The sequence below is a fragment of the Pseudomonas sp. SC3(2021) genome, from assembly GCF_019856535.1.
Classification (GTDB): Bacteria; Pseudomonadota; Gammaproteobacteria; order Pseudomonadales; family Pseudomonadaceae; genus Aquipseudomonas; species Aquipseudomonas monsensis.
Genome location: NZ_CP082236.1, coordinates 5,326,423 through 5,349,437, shown reverse-complemented (window position 1 = coordinate 5,349,437; position 23,015 = coordinate 5,326,423). Strand labels below are relative to the sequence as shown.

At 56.4% G+C, this 23,015-nt stretch carries 12 protein-coding genes and 1 pseudogene; 9 read left to right on the top strand and 4 right to left on the bottom strand.

Going from position 1 to position 23,015, the window contains the following annotated elements; translation table 11 throughout:
• The first annotated feature begins 292 nt into the window (after positions 1 to 292).
• The 6 genes from K5Y35_RS23725 (at position 293) to K5Y35_RS23695 (ending at position 15,104) form a co-directional block, all read left to right on the top strand.
• Positions 293 to 12,037 carry a filamentous hemagglutinin N-terminal domain-containing protein gene (locus K5Y35_RS23725; protein ID WP_261991215.1) on the top strand — a complete coding sequence of 3,915 codons (11,745 nt, stop codon included), beginning with the start codon at positions 293 to 295 and terminating at the stop codon, positions 12,035 to 12,037.
• A 5-nt stretch (positions 12,038 to 12,042) separates the two neighbouring features.
• Positions 12,043 to 12,297 carry a MafI family immunity protein gene (locus tag K5Y35_RS23715; RefSeq protein WP_222833116.1) on the top strand — a complete coding sequence of 85 codons (255 nt, stop codon included), beginning with the start codon at positions 12,043 to 12,045 and terminating at the stop codon, positions 12,295 to 12,297.
• 429 nt (positions 12,298 to 12,726) lie between these two features.
• Positions 12,727 to 12,936 (top strand): hypothetical protein, encoded by a 210-nt coding sequence (locus K5Y35_RS23710; protein ID WP_222833115.1) that lies wholly within the window; start codon positions 12,727 to 12,729, stop codon positions 12,934 to 12,936.
• Positions 12,937 to 13,081: 145 nt separating this feature from the next.
• On the top strand, positions 13,082 to 13,354 hold the full coding sequence (locus K5Y35_RS23705; protein ID WP_222833114.1) for a hypothetical protein: 273 nt from the start codon (positions 13,082 to 13,084) through the stop codon (positions 13,352 to 13,354).
• Between the two features lie 522 nt (positions 13,355 to 13,876).
• A complete protein-coding gene (locus tag K5Y35_RS23700; protein ID WP_222833113.1) occupies positions 13,877 to 14,404 on the top strand; it encodes a hypothetical protein in 528 nt (175 codons plus the stop codon).
• 286 nt (positions 14,405 to 14,690) lie between these two features.
• Positions 14,691 to 15,104 (top strand): hypothetical protein, encoded by a 414-nt coding sequence (locus tag K5Y35_RS23695; protein WP_180988163.1) that lies wholly within the window; start codon positions 14,691 to 14,693, stop codon positions 15,102 to 15,104.
• 672 nt (positions 15,105 to 15,776) lie between these two features.
• Here the strand turns inward: K5Y35_RS23695 and K5Y35_RS23690 are convergent.
• Both K5Y35_RS23690 and K5Y35_RS23685 read right to left on the bottom strand, forming a co-directional pair.
• On the bottom strand, positions 15,777 to 16,820 hold the full coding sequence (locus tag K5Y35_RS23690; RefSeq protein WP_186748748.1) for an LLM class flavin-dependent oxidoreductase: 1,044 nt from the start codon (positions 16,818 to 16,820) through the stop codon (positions 15,777 to 15,779).
• Between the two features lie 147 nt (positions 16,821 to 16,967).
• On the bottom strand, positions 16,968 to 17,453 hold the full coding sequence (locus tag K5Y35_RS23685) for a flavin reductase family protein (protein ID WP_222833112.1): 486 nt from the start codon (positions 17,451 to 17,453) through the stop codon (positions 16,968 to 16,970).
• A gap of 324 nt (positions 17,454 to 17,777) precedes the next feature.
• Here K5Y35_RS23685 and K5Y35_RS23680 point away from each other — a divergent pair, with 324 nt between their 5' ends.
• Positions 17,778 to 19,184 carry a purine-cytosine permease family protein gene (locus tag K5Y35_RS23680; protein WP_222833111.1) on the top strand — a complete coding sequence of 469 codons (1,407 nt, stop codon included), beginning with the start codon at positions 17,778 to 17,780 and terminating at the stop codon, positions 19,182 to 19,184.
• Positions 19,185 to 19,431: 247 nt separating this feature from the next.
• Complete coding sequence (locus K5Y35_RS23675; protein ID WP_222833110.1) at positions 19,432 to 20,532, top strand: polyamine ABC transporter substrate-binding protein; 1,101 nt, start codon at positions 19,432 to 19,434, stop codon at positions 20,530 to 20,532.
• 126 nt (positions 20,533 to 20,658) lie between these two features.
• On the opposite strand, the gene K5Y35_RS23670 is transcribed toward K5Y35_RS23675, so the two are convergent.
• The gene (locus K5Y35_RS23670) at positions 20,659 to 21,633 is read right to left on the bottom strand and encodes a TerC family protein (protein WP_222833109.1); all 975 of its coding nucleotides are present in this window, start codon (positions 21,631 to 21,633) and stop codon (positions 20,659 to 20,661) included.
• A 120-nt stretch (positions 21,634 to 21,753) separates the two neighbouring features.
• On the opposite strand from K5Y35_RS23670, the pseudogene K5Y35_RS23665 reads away from it, so the two are divergent.
• Positions 21,754 to 22,179 (top strand): annotated as a pseudogene (locus K5Y35_RS23665) (Dyp-type peroxidase); the annotation flags it as partial.
• Here K5Y35_RS23665 and K5Y35_RS23660 read toward each other — a convergent pair.
• Positions 22,180 to 22,968, bottom strand: a complete 789-nt coding sequence (locus K5Y35_RS23660; RefSeq protein ID WP_123467941.1) for an AraC family transcriptional regulator — start codon at positions 22,966 to 22,968, stop codon at positions 22,180 to 22,182. It abuts the pseudogene before it with no gap.
• Positions 22,969 to 23,015 lie beyond the last annotated feature (47 nt).

Below are 23,015 nucleotides of genomic sequence, written 5' to 3'. Positions count from 1 at the left end.
CTGCCCCCATTTTTCCAGAATTTATTGAGCCGAACGCAACGTTCGGCAGGCAGCCCATTCGGATCAGGCATCGCGAAAAACAAGCCTCATCCATTGTTTGACGCCAGAATTATGCCTCTCTACAATAGTGCCACTATATTGATATCACTTCTTCGTCGCGCCTAGCCCGCCTGCCGTCGACGTGACATTCGCTAATTTCCTTAACGATCGCATCCGCTGACATCGTCTGCCTTGCCGGTCGGTTTTTGCGTGGATTTCCTCCCCCGACCGTTGCCCGCCCCGAGATTCTGATATGGACGTCCTTCAACTGGCTCTTCTGGCCAGTCAGCCTTCTGCTGCCGAAAAAAACCACGAACGTTTCCTGGGCATGCCTAAACGCGGACTCGCGTTCCTGCTGGCGAACGTCATGTTCTGGCAACCCATGTGGGCACAGGCCGACGGCATCGTCGTGGCCAACCCGAATACGTCGCTTGATCGCGCCGGCAATGGCGTGCCGATCATCAACATCGCCACGCCCAACGCCAGTGGTCTGTCGCACAACCAGTTCCACGATTACAACGTCGGCGCGCAAGGACTGATCCTCAACAACGGCTCGACGCAGAATAATCTCACCCAGTTGGGCGGGCATATCATCGACAACCCGAACCTGAAAAACAGCGGTTCGGCGCAGGCAATTCTCAACGAAGTCATCAGCGGCAACCCGAGCCAGTTGCGCGGTTACACCGAAGTGGCGGGGCAGTCGGCGCGGGTGATTGTCGCCAACCCTTATGGCATTACCTGCAACGGTTGCGGTTTTATCAATTCGCCGCGCGTGACTTTGACCACCGGTAAACCGGTGCTCGATAACGGTCGCCTGGATCGTTTTCAGGTTGATCAGGGCACGGTGGCCATCGAGGGCACGGGCCTTAACGCGACCAATGTCGACCGCTTCGAAATCATCACCCGCAGCGCGAAAATCAACGCCGAGATTCAGGCACAGAACCTGACGATTGTCGCCGGGCGCAACGACGTCAATGCACAAACTCTCAATGCCACCGCCCGTGCCAATGATGGCAGCGGTAAGCCGCAACTGGCCATCGACTCCTCAGCACTCGGCGGCATGTATGCCGGGGCGATCAAACTGGTCGGCACTGAGGCCGGGGTCGGGGTGAAGCTCGACGGCAAGCTGATTGCCAGCGGCGGTGATATTCAGCTCAATGCCAACGGCCAGTTGAGTCTGGCTGACACCTCGGCCACTGGTATGGTCAACGTCAAGGCTGCCAGCCTCGACGCACGCGGCCCGGTTTACGCCGGCACCGCGCTCAATGTACAGACCCAAGGCAACCTGTCCAACCGTCAGACCCTCGCGGCCCGCGACAGCATCAACCTCAGCGCTGGCGGTCAACTGACCAACGCTGGCGCCATCGAGGCGGGCGTCAACGCCGACGGCAGCCGCAATGCCAACGGTGATCTGAGCCTGACCGCGCAGGAACTCGACAACACCAGCAAAAGTCTCACCGCGAGCCGCAACCTGACGGTCAACGCCGTTTCTCTGAATAACCGGAAAGGTACGCTCAGCGGTCAGAACATCGCCATCACTGGCGGCATGCTCGATAACCGCAGCGGGCAGATTCTCGGTGACCTGGGCCTGAATATCGATCTCGGCGGTGCGCTGGACAACCGCGACGGCGCGCTCGGTTCGGGGCGTTCGCTGAATCTGAAAGCTGCCAGTCTGGACAACCGTGAAGCCGGGGCGCTGGTCAGCGATGGCAGCCTGACTGCACACATCAGTGGCACGCTCGACAACCGCAACAAGGGTGATATCTCTGCCAAAGGCGCCGTCGATCTGCAGGCCGGCACCTTGCTCAACAGCGACGGTAAAGTCATCGGTAAAAGCACGCTGGCCGTGCGCAGTGATGTCGCCGACAACCGGGGCGGGGTGATTCAGGCCGACCAGCAGTTGACCTTGAATGTTGTGCAACTGGATAACCGCGAAAAAGGCGTGATTAGCGGCAAGGCTGGCCTGACTTATGTCGGCACCCGGCTGGATAACAGCGGTGGTCTGGTCAGTGCGGTCGGCCCCGTCAACCTGACCGCTGCCGAAATTCAAAACGCGGCCGGACGGATTTCCAGTCAGAGCGACCTGCTGGCAACCATCGGCCTGCTGCAACAACAGGGTGGTGCGCTGGTTGCCCAAGGCAATTTGAGCCTGACCGGCAAGACCCTCGACAACCGCAACGGCGGGCTGGTCGGTACGACTAAAGCGCTGACACTCTCGGTCGACGACGTCGACAATCGCAGTGGCGAAATCTCCAGCAACCTGCTGATGAACGTCAAAGGCCTGCGTCTGGATAACGGCGACGGCGGCAAAATCCTCTCCGGCAGTAACATTGGGCTGAGCGTCACCAAGCTGATCAACCAGAGCAAAGGCTTGATCGCCGCCACCAAGGGCGCGGTAACCGTTACCGGCACCACGCTGGACAACAGCGGCGGCAATCTCAGCAGCCTCAACGGTCTGGTGATTACCCTTGATGACGCGCTGATCAATTCGCTCGGCGCGATCAGCAGCGACGGCACGCTGACCGTCAATGCTGCGCGCATCGACAACAGCAACGGCAGCCTCGGCAGTGCCGGCAACCTGAAACTTTCCAGCACTGGCGCTTTGCTTAATCAGGCCGGTTCTATCAGCAGCGACAGCCTGCTGACCGTCAACAGCGGCAGTCTTGATAACAGCCGCAAAGGTGTGATCTACGGCCAAGGCAACAGCCGGGTCGAGACCGGCGGATTTGACAACAGCCAGGGTGGCAAACTTTCCAGCGGAGCGGCGCTGACGCTCAAGTCAGGGCAGGTCAACAACGCCACCGGCCGCATCGCCAGCCAGCAGGCGCTGGATGTTTCGCTCACTGGGCTGGATCAACAGGGCGGTGAGCTGTTCAGCAAGACTGATCTGACCCTCGATCTGAACAATGGCCAGCTGAACAACCAGAACGGTTTGATCAATGCCCCCGGCACGCTGCTGCTGAAAAACCTCAACGGCGTGAGCAACCAGGGCGGGGAAATTTCCAGTCAGCAAGCCTTCTTGCTCGCCGCGCATGATCTCGACAACAGCAACGGCAAACTGCTCAGTCAGCAGGGCCTGACGTTGCGCATTGCGGCGGCATTGAACAACCTCAAAGGCGTCATCTCCGCCGCCTCGCTGGACAGCCACAGCGGCAGTCTGGACAACCACGAAGGTCTGATCAGCAGTCGCGCCGAGTTGTTGCTCACCACCGAAAAGACCCTGGATAACCAACTCGGCACGGTCATCGCTGACGGCCAACTGACCGTTACTGCTGACGAACTGGACAACCGTGGAGGTAATATCGCCGGCAAGGTCGATGCCAGCGTGCAGGCAAAAACCGTCAACAACCAGAAAGGTCAGTTGATCGCCACCGGCGTCCTCAAACTGGAAGCCGATCAGTTCGATAATCGGCAGAACGGTCTGCTGGGCTCAAGCAAAGACATGACCCTGACCGTCGCTGACCTGGACAACCGTGGCGGTGAGGTCAGCAGCAACGGCGATTTGCAGATTACGGGCAAAAAACTCGATAACAGCGACGGCGGCAAAATCTTCACCGGCACCGCCCTGACGCTGACCGTCGATGAAGTGCTCAACCGCACCAAAGGCCTGATCAACGCGGGCTCGCAGTTCAATCTGCAGGGGCGCTCGCTGATTAACAGCGACGGCGAATTGCTCAGTCAGCAAGGCATGCTGTTGAACCTCACCGGCGCCTTTGATAACACTTCGGGCAAGGTCAGCAGCGAAGGCACGCTGACGGTCAACAACGCGAAACTGACCAACGTAAAAGGCAGTCTGTCCAGTGCAGCGGACTTGATGCTGGACAGCGACGCCAGCATCGACAATCAGGGCGGCCAGATCGTCACCGACGGCGCGCTGGTACTGAACAGCGCCAGCCTCGACAACCGTCAAAAGGGCACGCTCAGCGGTAAAGGTGCCGTCACGGTCACCACCGACGCCTTTGATAACAGCAACGGTCGACTGAGCGGCGCCGACACCCTGAACCTCACTGCCGGCCAGGTCACTAACAGTGGCGATGGCAGCATCGGCAGTCAGAACGCGCTGACGGCTTCGGTCAGCGGGCTTGATCAACAGGGCGGCAAGCTGTTCAGCAACACGCAACTAAGCCTGGACCTGAACCACGGCCAGTTGAACAACATCGGTGGTTTGATCAACGCGCCGGGCACACTGCTGCTCAAGCAACTCAACGGCGTCAACAACCAGGGCGGCACAATTTCCAGCGCCGAAGCGTTCACCCTGAGCGCGCAAAGCCTCGCCAACAGCAACGGCAAACTCCTGAGCAATCAGGGCCTGACCCTGCGCATCGCGGCCGCACTGGACAACGTCAAAGGCATGATCGGCGCAGCCGCCATCGACGCGCGCGCTGCCAGCCTGAACAACAGCGGCGGCAACCTGGTCAGCCGTGGCGACCTCGGCCTGACCGTTGACGGTCTGCTGCGCAATGACACCAAAGGCCTGATCAGCGCGGCGCAATCTCTCGAGATCACCAGCGCCGATTTGAACAACCGCGACAGTGGTTTGATCAACAGCCACGGCAACCTGACGCTGGCCGCCACCGGACTGGACTCCAGCGACGGCGGCGAAGTTTCCGCCAGCGGTGACATTGATCTGAAGCTGACATCCCTGACCCAGAACGGCGGACGCCTCGTGGGTGATAAAGCCGTCACTCTCGATCTGGCCAATGGCGATCTCGACAACCAGCGCGGCGTGCTCACGGCGCAAGGGCCATTGACGCTCAAGCGCCTGCGTGACGTGAACAACCAGAGTGGTGAGATTTCCAGCAAGCTCGGTTTCGAGTTGATTGCCCGAGCCGTGAACAACAGCGCCGGCAAAATCATCAGCGGTGAAAAACTGCTGTTGCGTGGCACCGAGCTGGTCAACCAGAAAGGCCTGATCTCCGGTTGGCAAGGACTCACCGTCAACGCCGACAGCCTGGACAACCGCAACAGCGGCACGCTCTCCAGCAAGTTCGCCGATGTCTCGGTCGATCTCAACAATGCGCTGCTTAACAGCGACGCGGGGGCTGTAGTCGCCCAAGGCAATCTTCACCTCAAGGCGGACAGTCTCGACAACAGCAACAAAGGCAATCTGAGCAGTGGCGCATGGCAAACCCTGACGCTGGGCGGTGCGCTCAAAAACAGCCAAGGCCTGATTTACAGCGGCGCGGCACTGGATGTCGTCAGCACAGCGTTCACCAATGCCGGCGGCTCAATCAATGCCGAACAGGCGTTCACCGCTACGGCCACAGGTCTGGACAATAACGGCGGCCAGATCGCCAGCAACGCTGCGATCACCCTCAACCTGAGCGGAGAGCTGAACAACAACGCCGGCAAACTGGCGAGTAGCGGCGCGATGTTGATCACGGGCGTCACCGATCTGCGCAATCAAAAAGGCCAGATCGCCAGCCAGAAAACACTGGAAGCGCACACCGATTCTCTGGACAACAGCAACAAGGGCACCGTCGCGGCGAATGACCAATTGCAGATCACCGCAACGGGCGCCGTCAACAACAGCGCCGACGGTCTGATCTACAGCCAGAAGGCCGGCGTGCAATTGAACGCGGTCAGCCTGCGCAATGGTAACGGTTCGATCCAGAGCGAAGGCGCGTTGACCCTCGAAGTCAGCGGTGACTTCGACAACCAGAGCGGCAAGGTCATCGCGCAAAGCGGCAATGTCTTTGTCAAAGCGGCCAACATCGATAACCGTGGCGGCACGCTGTCCAGTATCAAAGGCGCACTGGAAGCACGCACCGTTGGCGTACTGCGCAATGGCTTCGACCTGAACAATAACCGTCAGGGCGGCATCATTCAGGCGCAGAGCCTGACGCTTAATGCATTGGCAGGCCTGAACAACAACGGCGGGCGGATTTCCGCGCAGTCGGCCGACAGCAGCATTACCACGGCAGCGCTGGATAACAGCAGTGGTGTGCTGTATTCGAGAGGACTGTTGGCCGTCACCGGCACAAATCTGGAAAACGCTGGCGGGCAGATCGCTGCCAACCACATCGACTTCGGTCTCAGTGGTGCGTTACGCAACGGCACGGGTGTCATCGAAAGCGATAGCCAACTGAGCGTAAAAGCTGCCAGCGTCGACAACCAGAACGGCCGTCTGCGTTCGCTGGGCAACACCGGTAAAACCCTGTTCCAGATCGGCGGTTTGCTCGACAACCGCAACGGCGTGCTGGAAACCGCCAACATCGACATGACCCTGGCCGTCGGCGGTCTGCTCAATGCCGGCGGGCAACTCAACCACGTCGGGCGCGGCAAGTTCGACATCTCCACCGCCAACGTCATCGGCGCCGGCGGCAGCATCGTCACCGGCGGGCTGCTGGAACTCAACGCCGACAGCTGGAGCAACTCAAACGTCATTCAGGCGGGTCGCCTGAACGTCAATGTCGGCCAATTCAGCCAGACCGCCAGCGGCAAATTGCTGGCTTCCGATTCCCTGCAGATCCGTGGCGGCAACTGGAGCAACGATGGCTTGATCGCCAGTGACGGCATCCTCGATATGCAAATCGGCGGAACCTATGCTGGCAGCGGCCGCTTGACCAGTCAGCGCGGCGCTTACCTTTCCGCCGCGCAGATGAACGTCGCGGCGGGCGGCAGTTTCGCGGTGGGTGCCGCGTCGACTCTCAATATCGGCGGCCAGCTCAGCAACGCCGGGCGCATGACCTCCAGCGACGACCTGACGATCAACGCGGGCGGCGTTGCCAACACCGGCACCTTGGGCGCGGCGCAGAACCTCATCATCAATACGCCTTCTTTGCTCAATGATCGCGGGCTGATTTTCAGCGGCAATAACATGACCCTCGGCGTCAGCACGCTGACCAACCAGCACGGTGATTTTTACGGTCTGGGCGATGTGGTGATCGGCGGGTACGCCGGCGCGGCACGGGCAGCGGGGGTGTACAACATTTCCGGCTCGATGGAGAGCGGGCGCGGTTTTACGCTGAGTGCCGATGTGTTTGAAAACCGTACGGAAGGGCCGACGGCGTCGGTTGAGCGCAAGCTCATTTCCGGGTTCATCGCGGCGACGTGTGGTGACTGCGTTGGCGGCACCTTTAATAACTTCCTCGCCAGCCGCGAGACTTATCAATTCTTCGACACCGATACCAGCGCTTCGGCGGTGTTCAACGTCGGCAAGGATTTTACGTTCACCGGCGGCACCTTCCTCAACAGCAAAAGTACGCTAGCGGCGGGCGGCAACATCAGCATCACCGCCGACAGCTTGAAGAATATCGGTGCCAAGAGCGGCACCGTCGAAGTCACGCGTCAGTACAACTTCGAGATGGGCACTGGCTCCACGGCGCAATTCATGGCCAACGTGATCATGCCATACAACCAGCGCAACAACCCCGATTTCCCGTTTGTGTACTACGTCATCGCGCCGGAAGGCCTGATCCGTAAAGCGATCGCCAAAACCGTGGGCAATGGCATCGTCATCGTTGACGCCGAGACAGGCGAAAACGTCGGTAGTCGTAAATATGGCCGGGCCATGTCTGGATACAGCGCGGGCTTTGAAACGTCAACGCCATCGATGTATGACCCGAATAATCTGCTGGCATTACCGAGCGAACTGGCGCCTTACGAAAGCCGTCTTGCGGTTGAAACCCCGGTGAACAGTACCGGTGCTGCTGATGCCAATAACTCGCGTAATGCAGTGATTCAGGCAGGCGGCAAAGTCTCGATCACCGCCACCCGCGAAGTTGAAAACAGTGTTATCCATCAGGACTACAGCTCAACCGGTGGCACCAATAAAGTTGCCGATACCTCGGTCGGAAACAGCGGCACCGTCGTTGTGCGCATCAACAGCCAGCTGCCGCCCGATCTCGCACAACAGCAAGTCAATCCGCTGAGCCTGCCGGGATTCGCTCTGCCGACGGGCGAGAACGGTTTGTTTCGTTTGAGCAATGAGGGCACGAGCGACACCGTGTCACCCGCAAACATCGGGCCGGCACCGACGTGGACGGTTGGCAGTGAAAAGGTCAAAACCCAGGATCACACGGTCGCTGCCACCAGCGGCGGGCCGCGCAATCTGTTCGTCGATGCGCCGGCTGCCGTGTCCGACAGCACGCGCATCGTCGATACGTTCAAACCTAAGCCGAGCGTGTCTAAGGCTGCCGCCAGTGCTATTGACGCCAGCGTCCCGGTCAACCCTGCCGGTCCAGGCATGACCAACCCGGGCGACGATACGAAGGAGTTGACTGGCACTCGTCCGGTCACCCGCGTCACTGGCTTGCCCGACACCAAGGTACCGTCCAACCCACACAAATACCTGATCGAAACCAACCCGGCACTCACCAACCTCAAGTCGTTCATGAGTTCCGACTACCTGCTCGACAAACTCGGCTACAACCCCGATCTGAGCGCCAAACGCCTCGGTGACGGTCTCTATGAACAACGCCTGATCCAGCAAGCCGTCACCGCGCGCACCGGCCAGGCTTTCCTCGACGGCCAGACCTCCAACGAGGGCATGTTCAAGTACCTGATGAACAACGCCATCGCCAGCAAGGACGCGCTAAACCTGTCGGTCGGCGTCGGCCTCACCTCGCAGCAAGTCGCGGCGCTGACGCACGACATCGTCTGGCTCGAAGAGCATGAAGTGAATGGCGAAAAAGTGCTGGTGCCGGTGGTGTATCTGGCGCAAGCCAATGGCCGCCTCGGCCCGACCGGTGCGCTGATTGCCGGTAAGGATGTGACGCTGATCGCCGGTGAAAACCTGGATAACGTCGGCACGTTGAAGGCGACGAATAATCTGTCGGCGACGGCAGGTAAGGATCTGGTCAACAGTGGAGTGATTGAGGCTGGAAATCGTCTGGATTTGTTGGCCGGCGACAATATCGTCAATAAATCTGGAGGAATTATCTCCGGACGTGACGTCAGTATGGTGGCGCTTACAGGTGACATCATCAACGAGCGTACGGTGACCAGTGCTGACTTTAGTAAAAACGGTCAAACCCGATATCACGAGTATCTGGACAATGCTGCACGTATCGAAGCGGCCAATGATCTGACCATCAGTGCAGGACGGGATGTAAACAGCAGTGGCAGCGTCATCTCTAGCGGTCGGGATACCAAGATCGAGGCAGGTCGCGACGTAAGTCTTGTTTCTACACAGCAGGTGGACGTTGAGTCCGGGGGTCGAAATCAAAGTTCCATTACCCAATTCGGTTCCAGCTTAAACGCCGGGCGCGATGTAGCCATCAGTGCGGGGCGTGACTTCAGCGCCATCGCGAGCGGAATCGATGCCAAGCGAAATGCCGTGATTCTCGCTGAAGGTGATTTAACGGTTACCTCCGCTGCCGATGAGAGTCACTCATACTCCAAAAACAAGAAGCTCACTACCCAAGAGGATCATGTCAAGCAGATAGCCAGCAGTATCACAGCAGGCGGTGATGTAGCGATGCGAGCGGGTAACGACCTTGCATTGATTTCAAGTCGGATCACCGCAGGCGATGAAGCCTATTTAGTCGCTGGAAATAATCTCGACGTGCTCGCGGCCCAAGACAGCGACTATTCGTTGTACGACAAAAAGAAGAAAGGCAGTTTCGGGAAAAAACAAACTCGACGCGACGAAGTTACCAAAGTTACTCATGTCGGCAGCGAGATCAACACCGGCGGCGATCTGGTATTGGCCAGTGGTGGTGATCAGCGTTATCAGGTTGCGAAGCTGAACAGCGGTAAAGATCTGGTTCTTCAAAGCGGTGCTTCAATCACCTTTGAGGGGGTTAAGGACCTCGATCAGGAAAGCCATCAAAAAAGCAGCACCAGCATGGCGTGGAACTCCATGAAGGGTAAGGGGCACACCAACGAAACCCTGCGCCAGAGCGAACTGGTCGCACAAGGGAATCTGGTGATCAAAGCCGTTGATGGTCTGCATATCGACGTCAAAGACATCAACAAAAAAACAGTCAGCGAAAGTATCGATGCGATGGTCAAGGCCGATCCTCAGCTGGCTTGGCTTAAAGAGGCCGAGAAGCGTGGCGATGTCGACTGGAACTTGATCAAGGAAACTCACGAGTCCTTCAAGTACAGCAGTTCGAGCCTGGGCCAAGGCGCGATGCTTGCAATCATCATTGTTGTAACGGTGCTCACGGCAGGCGCTGCAAGCGCTGCTGTGGGTAGTGTTGCGGGTGCTGGCCTCGGAAGCGGGTCGGCAATGGCGGCGGCTGGCAGCACCGCTATGGTGCAGGCAGGTACCGCAGTGGGGACCGCAGCAGCCGGTTGGGGCAACGTGATGGTTTCCAGCGTTCTCACTTCGATGGCCGGTTCTGCCGCTGTGAGTACGATCAACAACCGTGGGAATGTTGGTGCTGTACTTAAAGACATCACATCCAAAGACAACTTGAAAAACTATGCCGTCGGAGCTGCTACTGCCGGGTTTACCAGCGGTTATCTGGATGATGCGTTTGGCGTGACCGGCGAAAACGTCAACAAGGCTACTCACGGTTTTGATCTGAGCAGCCTTGAAGATATCGGTAAATTCAGTGCTTATTCTGGCGCGCAAGGATTGTTCCAGGCGGGTGTCAGTACAGCGGTAAATGGTGGGAGTTTCTCAGACAATCTTGGTTCGTCAATGACTGCTCAGGCGCAAGCCGTTTTGCAGGCCGTGGCCTTCAACGCAGTTGGCGATTATTCGAAGAAACAAAAATGGCCTGATGGCAGTCTCCAGAAAACAATTCTGCATGCCCTCGTCGGCGGACTTCTGAGTGAGGCGGCAGGCAAGGGGTTCGCCACGGGTGCAGCGGCGGCAGGCGCCAACGAAGCGTTGAGCAAGGGCTTGGCCGCCATTGTCAAAAACAATCCGAAGTTTCAGCTCACGGCATCTCAGTTGGTGGGCTTGACGGCTGCGGGATTGGTAGGTGGGGACCTGCAAACAGGTATCGACATTGCCAAGAACGCAACCTCATTCAACCGGCAATTGCATCCGGATGAGATCAAATTTGCTTCTGATGATGAACGGGTTAATCGGTACGCTGCAGAAAGGGGAATTAGCGAAGATCAAGCCCGGACTGAGTTGCTGCGTACGGCCGCCGCAATGGTGGACAAGGGCTGGAATGCTACCTTCAGTGAAAGCGACGGTAAGACCAATGCAGCGGCGAATTTCCTTCGTACGGAGGTTTCCCAGTCGCAGAATACCGGGCTGTTCCGCGTCACTCTAGCTGACTACAACGACGAAAGGCTGGGCTTGAAGGAGCTGCTCAAAGACCGAGATTCAGTCAAAGCTCTGCTCGACCACATTGCTTTGGTCGATCCATACAAGTACCGGCACGATCCGAAGTATCAAGCAGAAATCCTCAATGCCAAGGGAGTCGGTAGCGCTGAAGGCTTCGCGGCCGTCATGGAGGGACTTGTCAGTTCCAGTTCGAAATCAGCGTTGTGGGTGATGGGGGCCGTCAATTGCCCTAGCTGCGCTGCTACCGATCTGGAGGCAGCTTTCGACTCGGTCATGAATTGGCCGGAGGAGGTTCGGCTCAAGGGGTATCTGGATGTCTTGCACACCATGCAAGGCAACGGAATTGACGTTGTCAGGGCGAATGCAGCGGTGGCAACGGCTACGGGTGTCGGACTAGGGTTGGTACTTGACGGTGGATTGAATGGTGGTGCAAAAGGTCTTGGAAAGGACTACGTTGACATTCTTTCTCCAGAAGCAAAGCAACATATTTTGTACGGTGATAAGCCAGGTAGCGGTGGGCATATGTGGCCAGGACAGGAAGGAAAGACAGTCTTTCCTAAAAGTTGGTCAGGAGATAAAATTGTTGACGCGATTGGCGATATCACGACATCTCCGAGCACTAAGTGGTACGCGCAAACTGGAACCGGTGGGGCTTATACAGCCAAGGGAGATGCTGCTAAATGGGTGGCCTATGAAACTCGTGATGGTGTGCGAGTGCGAGTTGTATACCAACCGGCTACAGGAAAGGTTATTACTGCCTTCCCTGATGATGCTCCTATTCCACCCTACAAGCCTATTAAGTAGAGTTTATGTTCGCAGATCGTATCATTAAGTTTGCACGAAGGTTTGAAGGTCGGTTAGATTCCGACCTTCTCCAAGGAGCCTTGGATTATGTTGCCTATAACGAAGAGAGCCTGGCTTTTGAGATTTTGTGCGATCATATTTGCGAATATGATATTTCTATCACGGACGAAGAATATAATGAGGCTGTTCGACTAATTCTAGATATTGGACTTGATTTGGGTGAGGGTCCATTTAAGCATTTGTTAGGATTGAAGAAATAAAAATAAAAATTAGTTGGTGCAAAAGCAACAGCTACTCCACGCACTCCACTAGTTGGTCCTACTGAAAACTGGAAAACCTTTGTTAATGCTGAAAAACAGATTCAACTGGAAGCAGGTGCTGGGCAGCGTGTAGATCAAGTTATCAATGAAACTCTATCTGGTAAGAAAAATTTCACGAGCTCTATGACGCTCACAACCGATGAGGCTCTATCGGCAGGGCAAAAATATCTCGGTCCCGAGTACAGGGAAATCGGTAAGCCCGGCTCCGGGGTGTTTCACAGCGCTGATGGCACCAAGGAGTTCCGTATCGACTCAGGATCTATATCAGGAGCACACGCTCCGGGAGTTCCGCATGTACATTTCGGAGTTAAAGACCCTGTGACTGGAAAATATATTTCTAACAATCATGTTCCCTATGCGGACTAGGATATGGATATGTCTATCGCTCGGAAGGGTATTGTTGTCACTGGCGAATATTCTGGCTGGGAAATTGTTGTTGCGGACGACCGTGATGGCGACACTGGCGGGTATTATCTTTACTTGAAGAAAAGTGATGTTGAAGGGTTTGACTACTGGTTCGAGAATGAGGCAGGGCTTCAGGCTCAGCTAGCTGATTTTGAGGTGGAGTGGATAGTTTAATAAATTAATTAGCATGGCTTTTATTTTGCCGTCGGTGCAAAAGGAGTGTCAGGTTCCACTCTGACGAGGGACGAATTGATCTCGGGCTTGCCGGCAGGTACTAAGATCACGCCAGGAAATGTGGTTGATATCCGTAGATTGCCAGATGGCCGAACCGTCTGGTTGGAAAAGGGCACTGATGCTGCCGGATTGCAGCACATCTACAAGCGACACGAAGTCGATTATTGTCAATAAAGACATCTCGCGTGATGTGGTAATGAATGCTCTTGAACGTGGGCAAGTTGTCGGGACCAATGGTTCGGCTAATGTTTACCGCATTACGTACAATGGTGTTGAGCAAAACATTGCAGTTGGGGTAGGCTCAAACGGCTTCGTTGTTCGAGCTAATCCGGTCAGTTCTTGGAAGCCATTGCCATGATTAGGTTAAGACTAACGAGTGAGTATTTAGCCGGGCCGCTATTCTGTCCAGATCCGGATAGAATGGGGCACGTTGATATTGAAGATTTGCCCCTGTCTCCAGAGCTGAGGGCGAAAATCAATAAGTGGGACGGTGAGTATCAGGCGACGTTCAACAGCGACTATCCGCCCGATTCTGGTTTTACCACGGCTGAGGCAGAGCTTCGGCATATAGCCGAGGGGAAGCAACTGGCCAAATCAATACAACAAGAACTAGAGAGTGGTTATATGGTTGAATATTGCCCATAGTCGATAATTAGTCGGTGCAAAAGGCGCAGGCGAAATTGCTGGTTCCGCAAAAAACTTCTCAATTGCTGATCGAGTATTTGGCCAGCTCAACGATCCTCGAATGGGTCAGCTTGCAGGAAAGATTGAGGATAAATGGGGACAGACCACGTTTAGAAGCAATTCGAAAACGTGGTCTGTCCCCGTTTTCTCCCGGAGAGCCGCTTCCGGTAGTTAAACATGCACTTTATAAATAATCATGCTGAAAATTAATGATATTGGTGAGTGTGAAGGCAATGTTGTCGAAGTCGATGAATACGTGCCTTTGACAGTTCGGTTTGGGTCGGGCCGCGATGCGTCGCCCCTCTATTGGCGTGCGGGCAATGGTAAGGATTCTCTTTTGGAAGTCGGTTTAAGTGCCTCCACTGGGAAGATTATAAGTGTAACTGTTGTAACTATTCCTTCTGTGGCATTGCGGCATTACGAATGTCAGGTGAAAAGTTGCGCGTTTGACGTCGGGGTTCCGCTTTTTTGTGTGGTTGGGTGGGCGAGTCGTGAAAGTTATTCAAATAGATTTTTAGATGATTTCAGTGTTGGATTTGATCTTTTTGTGGATGCCGATAGAGCTTGTATCGTCTTTGATGTGCAGCAGGAAATTGTTCAGTTAGTAAGAAATGGCTCAGTGAGTTTTGGGGTTTCCTCAAGAGGTGAATTATTATCAATTGAAGTGTCATGCCTGGACGTTGATAAAATGGATTTGTTGAAAAGTTTTACCTCTTGTGGATAAAGATGAAACAGGGATAAATGGGGACAGACCACGTTTAGAAAGCACTTCGAAAACGTGGTCTGTCCCCGTTTTCCCCGGCAGCGAGAGAAGCGGGGATCAACGTCAAAGCCAATGTCCGTGGTTATGATGATCCATTGACACCTGCCATCCAGGAGGCGCGGGGATGGCAAAGCTTCAGTACTTGGGGAGAGGCGATAACCGGGCGCATAAACAAACAGTCAGGCGGTTTTGCCACCAATAATCCACATGGATCAGATGAACCACCGCGTATTTCAGGAGCACCTAAGTGACCAAGGGTTTTTTTTACGCTGCTTCGATATTGCCGGACTCATTTGAGTTTCCCGACGAATACTTGACGATCTCGGCTGATGAACGTGAATTGAACATAGAACCTTGGCGATTCCTTTCGAAGGATATGGCGACTTCGCTGTTCTACTACGGCTCAATGCTGTTGAAATTTCCGGGGAGTGGGTTGGTTCCGTTCGCAATCATTCAGGATGAGTCAGGACACTACAATGACGGATGGGTTGTCCTTGCCTGTTTTGAATCGGTAGGCGGCAACCCTTGTGTCCGGATTTACGATTATTCCAAACCGAAGATAAGCCCTTGGGATAATGCCAGCTACGCCAATTTTTCCGACTGGCTGGAGTCTGCGAAGGCTGAATCCTTGCGCTACAAAACCGAGTTGGATAATTATTGAGAACAAAGGTCATCATTGATTCAGGAGGGAATGAAGGTCGTCAACGCGATCCCTCCTCTTGCATAAACTAATTAGTTTGAAAGTTGGAAGGCGTAATGGTCGGGCGTCTATTATCCAGCGCCTTGGAGTCCTCCAGTGCATGCAGCTGGAGTAAAATGGGGACAGACCACGTTTGGAAAGCACGCCGAGAACGTGGTCTGTCCCGGTTTTATCATTTAAACGATATCATTACCAATTGCGGGAACAGTAAATAATCCCATGAAGGCCACGTTTCGTTTATATCTAGCTGTGGTGCTGAGGGTGGTGGTGTTTTTTTACCTCTTCGGATTGCTAGGGAATTTGATAGGCGCGCTTTATATCTTTGGCAAAGATGGGGTTTGGTACTTCCAAAGTGACGCTCTGTTTGTTGCGTTGAGGTTTTCACTCATCTATGGCTTCTTTACCGGAAGCGGTCTATGGATCTTCGCAAAAATGGAGGAGATCAAAAGACGAAAGAAGAAATAGATTTGAGCCCTGATCCGCGGCGCAAGCTGCGTTTCAATCTGAAGCAATCGCGCCGGAGTCGGAAAGCCGCCGTTCAGGGGTAACGTTCACTCGCTAACAAACGCAAAAAAGGGGCGAATTCAAATCGATGAATTCGCCCCTTTTTATTGCCGCTCAATTACGCGGTTCTCAGCGAAACGCCGGCACCACATGCTTGATAAACAACTCCAGCGACTTCTTCTTCTCCTCATGCGGCAAGCTGTTGTCACACCAGAAGCTGAACTCATCCACCCCCAGTTCCTGGTAATACTTGATCCGCGGAATGATCTCCTCCGGCGTACCAATCATCGCCGTCTTGTGCAAACTCTCCAGCTCAAACTCAGGACGCCCGGCAAACTTCTCTTCCGGGCTCGGCGCCAGAAAGCCATTGACCGGCGTTTGCTTGTTGCCGAACCACGCATCGAAGGTGCGATAGAACCGTGAGATCGCTTTCGCGCCGACTTTCCAGCCATCAGGATTATCGGCGGTGTGCACGTGGGTGTGGCGCAGCACCATCAGTTGCGGACGCGGCACGTCTGGATTGTTATCCAGCGCGGTTTGGAATTTGTTCTTCAGGTCGACGACTTCTTCGTCACCTTTCATCAGCGGCGTGACCATCACGTTGCAGCCGTTGGCCACGGCGAAGTTGTGCGAATCCGGGTCGCGGGCGGCGATCCACATCGGTGGATTCGGCTTCTGGATCGGTTTCGGCACGCTGGTGGAGGTGGGGAATTTCCAGATGTCACCATCGTGGGCGTAGTCGCCTTGCCACAGGGCGCGGACCACCGGGACCATCTCGCGCAGGGCCTGGCCACCGGCGGAGGCGGGCATGCCGCCGGCCATGCGATCGAATTCAACTTGGTAGGCGCCACGGGCCAGGCCGACTTCCATGCGGCCGTTGCTGATCACGTCGAGCAACGCGCATTCACCGGCAACGCGCAGCGGGTGCCAGAACGGCGCGATGATGGTGCCGGCGCCGAGGTGGATGGTGGTGGTTTTGGCCGCGAGGTAAGCGAGCAATGGCATCGGGCTTGGCGAGATGGTGTATTCCATCGCGTGGTGTTCGCCGATCCACACGGTGCTGAAACCACCTGCCTCGGCCATCAGGGTCAGTTCGGTGAGGTCTTCGAACAGTTGGCGGTGGCTGACGCTTTCGTCCCAGCGTTCCATGTGGATGAACAGGGAAAATTTCATGACGCTTCCTCGGATTTTTTGTTGTTGAGGCTACATGTGGGAGCGAGCTTGCTCGCGAAGGCGATGTAACAGCCGGCATCTATGGCGATTGACAAGACGCCTTCGCGAGCAAGCTCGCTCCCACAGTTGTTATGCGTTGTTCTTTTATCAGGCCAGGACGGGCAGGGCACCCATCTTGCCGTGGCAATACACCAGCGGCCCGGTGTGCTGCTCGGGCACTATCAGATTCTTCACCGCGCCGACCATGATCGCGTGGTCGCCGCCTTCGTATTCGCGCCACAGCTCACATTCGATGATAGCCGTCGCGTTGGCGAGGATCGGGTTACCCAGTGCGCTCAGTGTCCATTCGATGCCTTGCGCTTTGTCTTTGCCTTTGCGGGCGAAGGCGTAGGCTTCGCTTTGCTGGCCGCCGGACAGGACGTGGATGGCAAAGCGTTTATTTTTGATCAGCACCGGATAGGAATCAGAACTGTAGTTGGGGCAGAACAGCACCAGCGCCGGGTCCATCGACAGCGAGCTGAACGCACTGGCAGTCAGGCCGACGATCTGACCGTCATCGTCCAGGGTGGTGATAACGGTTACGCCGGACGGGAACGAGCCCATGACTTGTTTGTAGATGGCGGCATCGATCATTGGACGATCCTCGGGTGTTGTGACGCTGTTTTTATGTGTTTGTTGGTCTGATGGTATACCAGTATTTAATCTTTGCAAGGGCTTTTAAGCTGAACCGATAAATGTGCCGCGTTCGTCGGAAACTCAGCATTTACTGGGCTTTCGCCTGGTCGCAAAGCCGTGATATCAGGGAGGATGACGCATCAGATAGCGTCGCAAACTACGGATCAGTCTTGTGAATTGTTTGGAATACCATAATATGGTCTGCATCTGAGAGGTGGCCAGAGAGTCCCCCCGGTTTGGCTTCATACAACGATAAGAACAGACAAACTCGAGTTCATGCATATGTCCCAGATGTCCCGGCAAGATCCGTTGATCGAGAATCATACGGTCGACTACGTCCCACTCGCGGAACGCCACGGGAAGGCCCGCGACCTTTTCACCCTTTGGTTCAGCACCAACATTGCGCCACTGCCCATCGTCACCGGCGCCATGGTGGTTCAGGTGTTTCATCTCGACTTGTTCTGGGGGCTGCTGGCGATTGCGCTGGGGCACCTGATCGGCGGCGTGGTGATTGCGCTGGCGTCGGCACAAGGCCCGCGCATGGGCATTCCGCAAATGGTCCAGAGTCGCGGCCAGTTCGGTCGTTACGGTGCGCTGCTGATCGTGTTCTTCGCCGCGCTGATCTACATCGGTTTCTTCATTTCCAACATCGTGCTCGCCGGCAAATCCATCGTCGGCATCGCGCCGTCGGTGCCGGCGCCGTTGAGCATTCTCATCGGTGCACTGGCGGCTACGGCGATCGGCGTGATCGGCTACAACTTCATTCACACGCTGAACCGCATCGGCACTTGGGTGATGGGCAGTGCGCTGCTCGTCGGTTTCATCTACATCTTTGCCCACGACTTGCCGGCAGACTTCCTGACTCGCGGCAGTTTCAACCTGTCGGGCTGGCTGGCGACGGTGTCGCTGGGGATCATCTGGCAGATCAGTTTCTCGCCGTACGTGTCCGACTATTCGCGTTATCTGCCAGCGGATATCGGTATCGCCAAACCGTTCTGGGCAACGTACCTCGGGGCGACGCTGGGTACGATTCTGTCGTTCACCTTTGGTGCGGTAGCCGTGCTGGCGACGCCCGAAGGCACCGAGGCGATGACGGCGGTCAAGCAGTCCACCGGGTGGCTGGGGCCAATGCTGATGGTGCTGTTCCTGCTCAATATCATCAGCCACAACGCCCTTAATCTGTATGGCGCGGTGCTGTCGATCATCACCTCGATCCAGACCTTCGCCAGCCAGTGGACGCCGAGCATCAAGGTGCGTGTGGTGCTGTCGAGCGTGGTGCTGGCGGGCTGCTGTGTGGTCGCGCTCGGTGCCTCGGCGGATTTCATCTCCCAGTTCATCGGGCTGATTCTGGCGTTGCTGCTGGTGCTGGTGCCGTGGGCGTCGATCAACCTGATCGACTTCTACCTGATCAAGCGCGGCTGCTACGACATCGCCTCGATCTTCCGCGCCGATGGCGGGGTTTACGGGCACTTCAATCTGCACGCGATCATTGCGTACTTTATCGGCATCCTCGTGCAGTTACCGTTCGCCAACACCTCGCTGTACGTCGGGCCGTACGCCAATCTTGTCGAGGGCGCGGACTTGTCCTGGCTGGTTGGCCTGGTGGTCACCGTTCCGCTGTATTACTGCCTGGCAACACGCGGCCAGACTCAGCAGAGCAGGGCGGCGAGGTTGGGTTACACCGACTGACCTGATCTGCTTCAACGCAATGCCCGGTCATTTGCCGGGCATTGTTGTTTCCGCATCCCGGTGGTCATTCAAATTGGCCACAACGATCCCCTTTTGGCCCATCCCCCACTGTGCTCCGGCTACGCTGTCAGCAAGAATCAAAGCCACAACCAGACGCTGAACCTTAATTCCTTGGCTGCCTTTACAGCCGCTGCCGTGTACAGAACATAAAAACCATCGAACTCACGCTGCCTTTTGGGGAACAACCATGGTCACGATGAAACGTATTCTGGGCGCTACCGTGTGTGGGCTGACACTGTTGGCCAGTGCCGTGCAGGCTGAGCAGCGCGAACTGCGGGTGTACAACTGGGCGGATTACATCCTGCCGTCGGTGCCCAAGGATTTCGCCGCGAAAACCGGTATCAAAGTGACCTGGGACACCTTCGACACCAACGAATCGCTGGAAGCCAAACTGCTCACCGGCAACTCCGGTTATGACCTGGTGGTGCCGTCGAACCAGTTCCTTGAAACGCAGATCAAGGCTGGCGTGTTTCAGAAACTGGATAAATCGAAACTGCCGAACTGGAGCCACCAGGATCCGGAACTGTTGAAACTGCTGGGCAAGAACGATCCGGGCAACCAGTACGGCGTGCCTTACATGGTCGGCACCGTGCTGATCGGCTTCAACCCGGCCAAGGTCAAAGCGGCACTGGGCGACAATGCGCCGGTGGACAGTTGGGATCTGGTGTTCAAACCGGAGAACATGGAAAAACTCAAATCCTGCGGCGTGGCGATGCTTGATTCGCCGACAGAAATCCTGCCGCTGGCCCTGCATTACCTGGGCCTCGACCCGAACAGCCAGAACCCGGCCGACTATGAAAAAGCCAAGGAGCTGATGCTCAAGGTTCGCCCCTACGTGACCTATTTCAACTCGGCCAAGTACATGACCGACATTGCCAACGGCGACATCTGCGTGGCCATCGGTTATTCCGGCAGCTTCTACCAGTTCGGCAACCGCGCCAAAGAAGCCGGTAACGGTGTGGTGGTCGACTGGCGCTTGCCGAAAGAAGGTGCGCCGATCTGGTTCGACACTTTCGCCATTCCGAAGAGCGCGAAGAACGTCGCCGAGGCCCATGAATTCCTCAATAACCTGCTCGATCCGAAAGTAATTGCACCGATCAGCGACTTCCTCGGTTACCCGAATGCGAACAAGGATTCGATGCCGCTGATCAACACGGAAATCACCGGCAACCCGAACCTGACACCCACCCCTGAAGCGCTGAAAAACCTCTACGTCGTGCAACCGTTGCCGCAGAAAATCGAGCGCGTGCGTACCCGTGTGTGGACCAGTATCAAGTCTGACAAATAGATATGGACTGAACGAAATCCCTGTGGGAGCGAGCTTGCTCGCGAAGGCGTCGGATCATCCAGCATCATTGTTGAATGACACACCGCTTTCGCGAGCAAGCTCGCTCCCACAGGTTTTTATGGCGTGTCATTCCGTGCTGCGTTCGGTTTCTCTGGTCATCACCAGACTCAGCAGCACCGACCCCAGAATCACCCCGCCCACCACCGCCAGCGACCACTCTACCGGCATGTGCAGCCACGGCATCAAGACCATCTTGCCGCCGATGAACACCAGCACCATCGCCAGTCCGTACTTGAGCAGATGGAAGCGGTCGGCCATGTCTGCCAGCAGGAAGTACAAAGCGCGCAGGCCCATGATCGCGAAAATATTTGAAGTGAAGACAATGAACGGGTCAGTCGTCACGGCGAAGATTGCCGGGATGCTGTCAACCGCGAACATCAGGTCACTGGCCTCGATCAGCACCAGCACCAGGAACATCGGAGTAGCCCAGCGCACGCCGTTCTGCAGGACGAAAAACCGTTCGCCATGAAAGCCGCTGGTGATGCGCATATGCCCGCGCACCCAGCGCAGCAACGGATTTTTTTCCAGATCAGGTTGATGGTCGGCAAACACCAGCATCTTGATCCCGGTAATGATCAGGAACACGCCGAAGGCATACAGCAGCCATTCGAACTGCGACACCAGCCACACCCCGGCAAAAATCATTGCCGCCCGCATCACAATGGCGCCAAGCACGCCGTACAACAGCACCCGCCGCTGCAGCTCGGGTGGCACGGCGAAGTAGCTGAAGATCATCACGAAGACGAACATGTTGTCGATCGACAGCGATTGCTCGATCAGATAACCGGTGAGGAATTCGAGGGTTTTCTGTCGGGCGATGTCAGCGCCGAACGCGCCGTGCAGGTACCACCAGAGCAGCGCCGCGAAACTCAGTGCCAGCAGGCACCAGGCGATGACCCAGGACAAGGCTTCGCGAACCGACACCCGATGCGCCTTGCGCCCACCGAAGACAAACAGGTCCAATGCCAGCATGGCAAGCACGAAGACGATGAAGGCGCCCCACATCCATGGTTCGCCGATATTGATGTTTGTGGCTGGCATGTCGCGCTCCCTGTCTATTCTTGGATTGGGGTCAGACGTGGCCATGCTAACGACGGGTTTGTGCCAAAGAAAAATCGTTTATTTCTGCGCAACAGTTCGTTAATAACGAAGTATCGGGGCTTCAGCGGCGGCAGTTACGTACTGGTGCAGAAGTATCTGCACAACATGACGGCCTGGAATGCGCTGAGCGTCGAGGCGCAGGAACGGGTGATCGGACGCAAGACGCTCTCGGACATCGAACTGGACGACTCGGTCAAACCGAGCAACTCCCACAGTGCGCTGACCACCCTCACCACGGCAGACGGCGAGGAAGTGAAAATCCTGCGCGACAACATGCCGTTCGGCCGGCCTGGGGCAGGGGAGTTCGGCACGTTTTTCATCGGTTACGCACGTTCGCCCGAGCCGATCGAGCAGATGCTGGAGAACATGTTTGTCGGCAAGCCACCGGGCAACTACGACAAGTTGCTGGATTTCAGCACGGCCGTGACTGGCAGTTTGTATTTCGTACCGTCTGCTGACTTGCTGGAGGAACTGGCCGAGCGTTGATCAGCGGAAGAATTCCCCCGGTGTTTCGCCGAACTGTTGGCGAAATGCGGCGATAAACGCTGACGTCGAGTCGTAACCACAGGCCAGCGCGACGTCGGTGACGCGCTCGCCTTTTTCCAGTGGTGTCAGTGCGCCGAGCAACCGCAGGCGCTGGCGCCAGGCGCGAAAGGTCAGGCCGGTGTCGCGCAGGAACAGCCGGGTGAGGGTCTTCTCGGTGACACCGAACTTCTCGCTCCAATGACTCAGTGTGGTCTGCTGTTCCGGGTGTTGCTCCAGGCTCTGGTAGATCTGCTTCAAGCGGGCGTCTTGCGGCAACGGCAGCATCAGGTCGATCTGCGGCGCCTCGGCCAGTTGATCGAGGATCACTTGGGCCAGACGTCCATGCGGGCCACTCTGCTCGTATTCCACCGGGACTTCGCTGAACGCACGAATCAATTCCCTGAGCAGATCGCTGACGCCCAGCACATGGCAGCGCTCAAGCGCCCATCCGGCGACGCTGCAATCGATGTAGAGGCTGCGCATTTCCGTGTGCGGCGAGCTGAACACCCGATGCGGCACACCCGCCGGAATCCATACGGCGCGCTCGGGCGGGGCGACGAAGCGGCCGGCGCTGGTCTGTATTTCCAGCACCCCCTGAATCGCGTACGACAACTGCACCCACGGGTGGCTGTGGCGCCGGGTCAGTGCACGATTGGGCAGCGATTCGGTGCGCCCGTAGAGTGGGCGCGGCAGGCTGGGCAGCCCGGGAATGCTGCGCCGGACGCTTTTTTCATGTCCTTTAGGCGGCATCTTGTGGCCCTTCGGCGTTAGTCGGTAATTGGCTGTCACGTTAGAGT

What these genes read in the sequence shown, in the direction of transcription:
- K5Y35_RS23690 (WP_186748748.1), bottom strand. Translation starts at nt 16,820, where the DNA reads ATGAAATTTTCCCTGTTCATCCACATGGAACGCTGGGACGAAAGCGTC.
- K5Y35_RS23725 (WP_261991215.1), top strand. Translation starts at nt 293, where the DNA reads ATGGACGTCCTTCAACTGGCTCTTCTGGCCAGTCAGCCTTCTGCTGCC.
- K5Y35_RS23680 (WP_222833111.1), top strand. Translation starts at nt 17,778, where the DNA reads ATGTCCCAGATGTCCCGGCAAGATCCGTTGATCGAGAATCATACGGTC.
- K5Y35_RS23685 (WP_222833112.1), bottom strand. Translation starts at nt 17,453, where the DNA reads ATGATCGATGCCGCCATCTACAAACAAGTCATGGGCTCGTTCCCGTCC.
- K5Y35_RS23710 (WP_222833115.1), top strand. Translation starts at nt 12,727, where the DNA reads ATGGATATGTCTATCGCTCGGAAGGGTATTGTTGTCACTGGCGAATAT.
- K5Y35_RS23675 (WP_222833110.1), top strand. Translation starts at nt 19,432, where the DNA reads ATGGTCACGATGAAACGTATTCTGGGCGCTACCGTGTGTGGGCTGACA.
- K5Y35_RS23705 (WP_222833114.1), top strand. Translation starts at nt 13,082, where the DNA reads ATGGCCGAACCGTCTGGTTGGAAAAGGGCACTGATGCTGCCGGATTGC.
- K5Y35_RS23715 (WP_222833116.1), top strand. Translation starts at nt 12,043, where the DNA reads ATGTTCGCAGATCGTATCATTAAGTTTGCACGAAGGTTTGAAGGTCGG.
- K5Y35_RS23660 (WP_123467941.1), bottom strand. Translation starts at nt 22,968, where the DNA reads ATGCCGCCTAAAGGACATGAAAAAAGCGTCCGGCGCAGCATTCCCGGG.
- K5Y35_RS23670 (WP_222833109.1), bottom strand. Translation starts at nt 21,633, where the DNA reads ATGCCAGCCACAAACATCAATATCGGCGAACCATGGATGTGGGGCGCC.
- K5Y35_RS23700 (WP_222833113.1), top strand. Translation starts at nt 13,877, where the DNA reads ATGCTGAAAATTAATGATATTGGTGAGTGTGAAGGCAATGTTGTCGAA.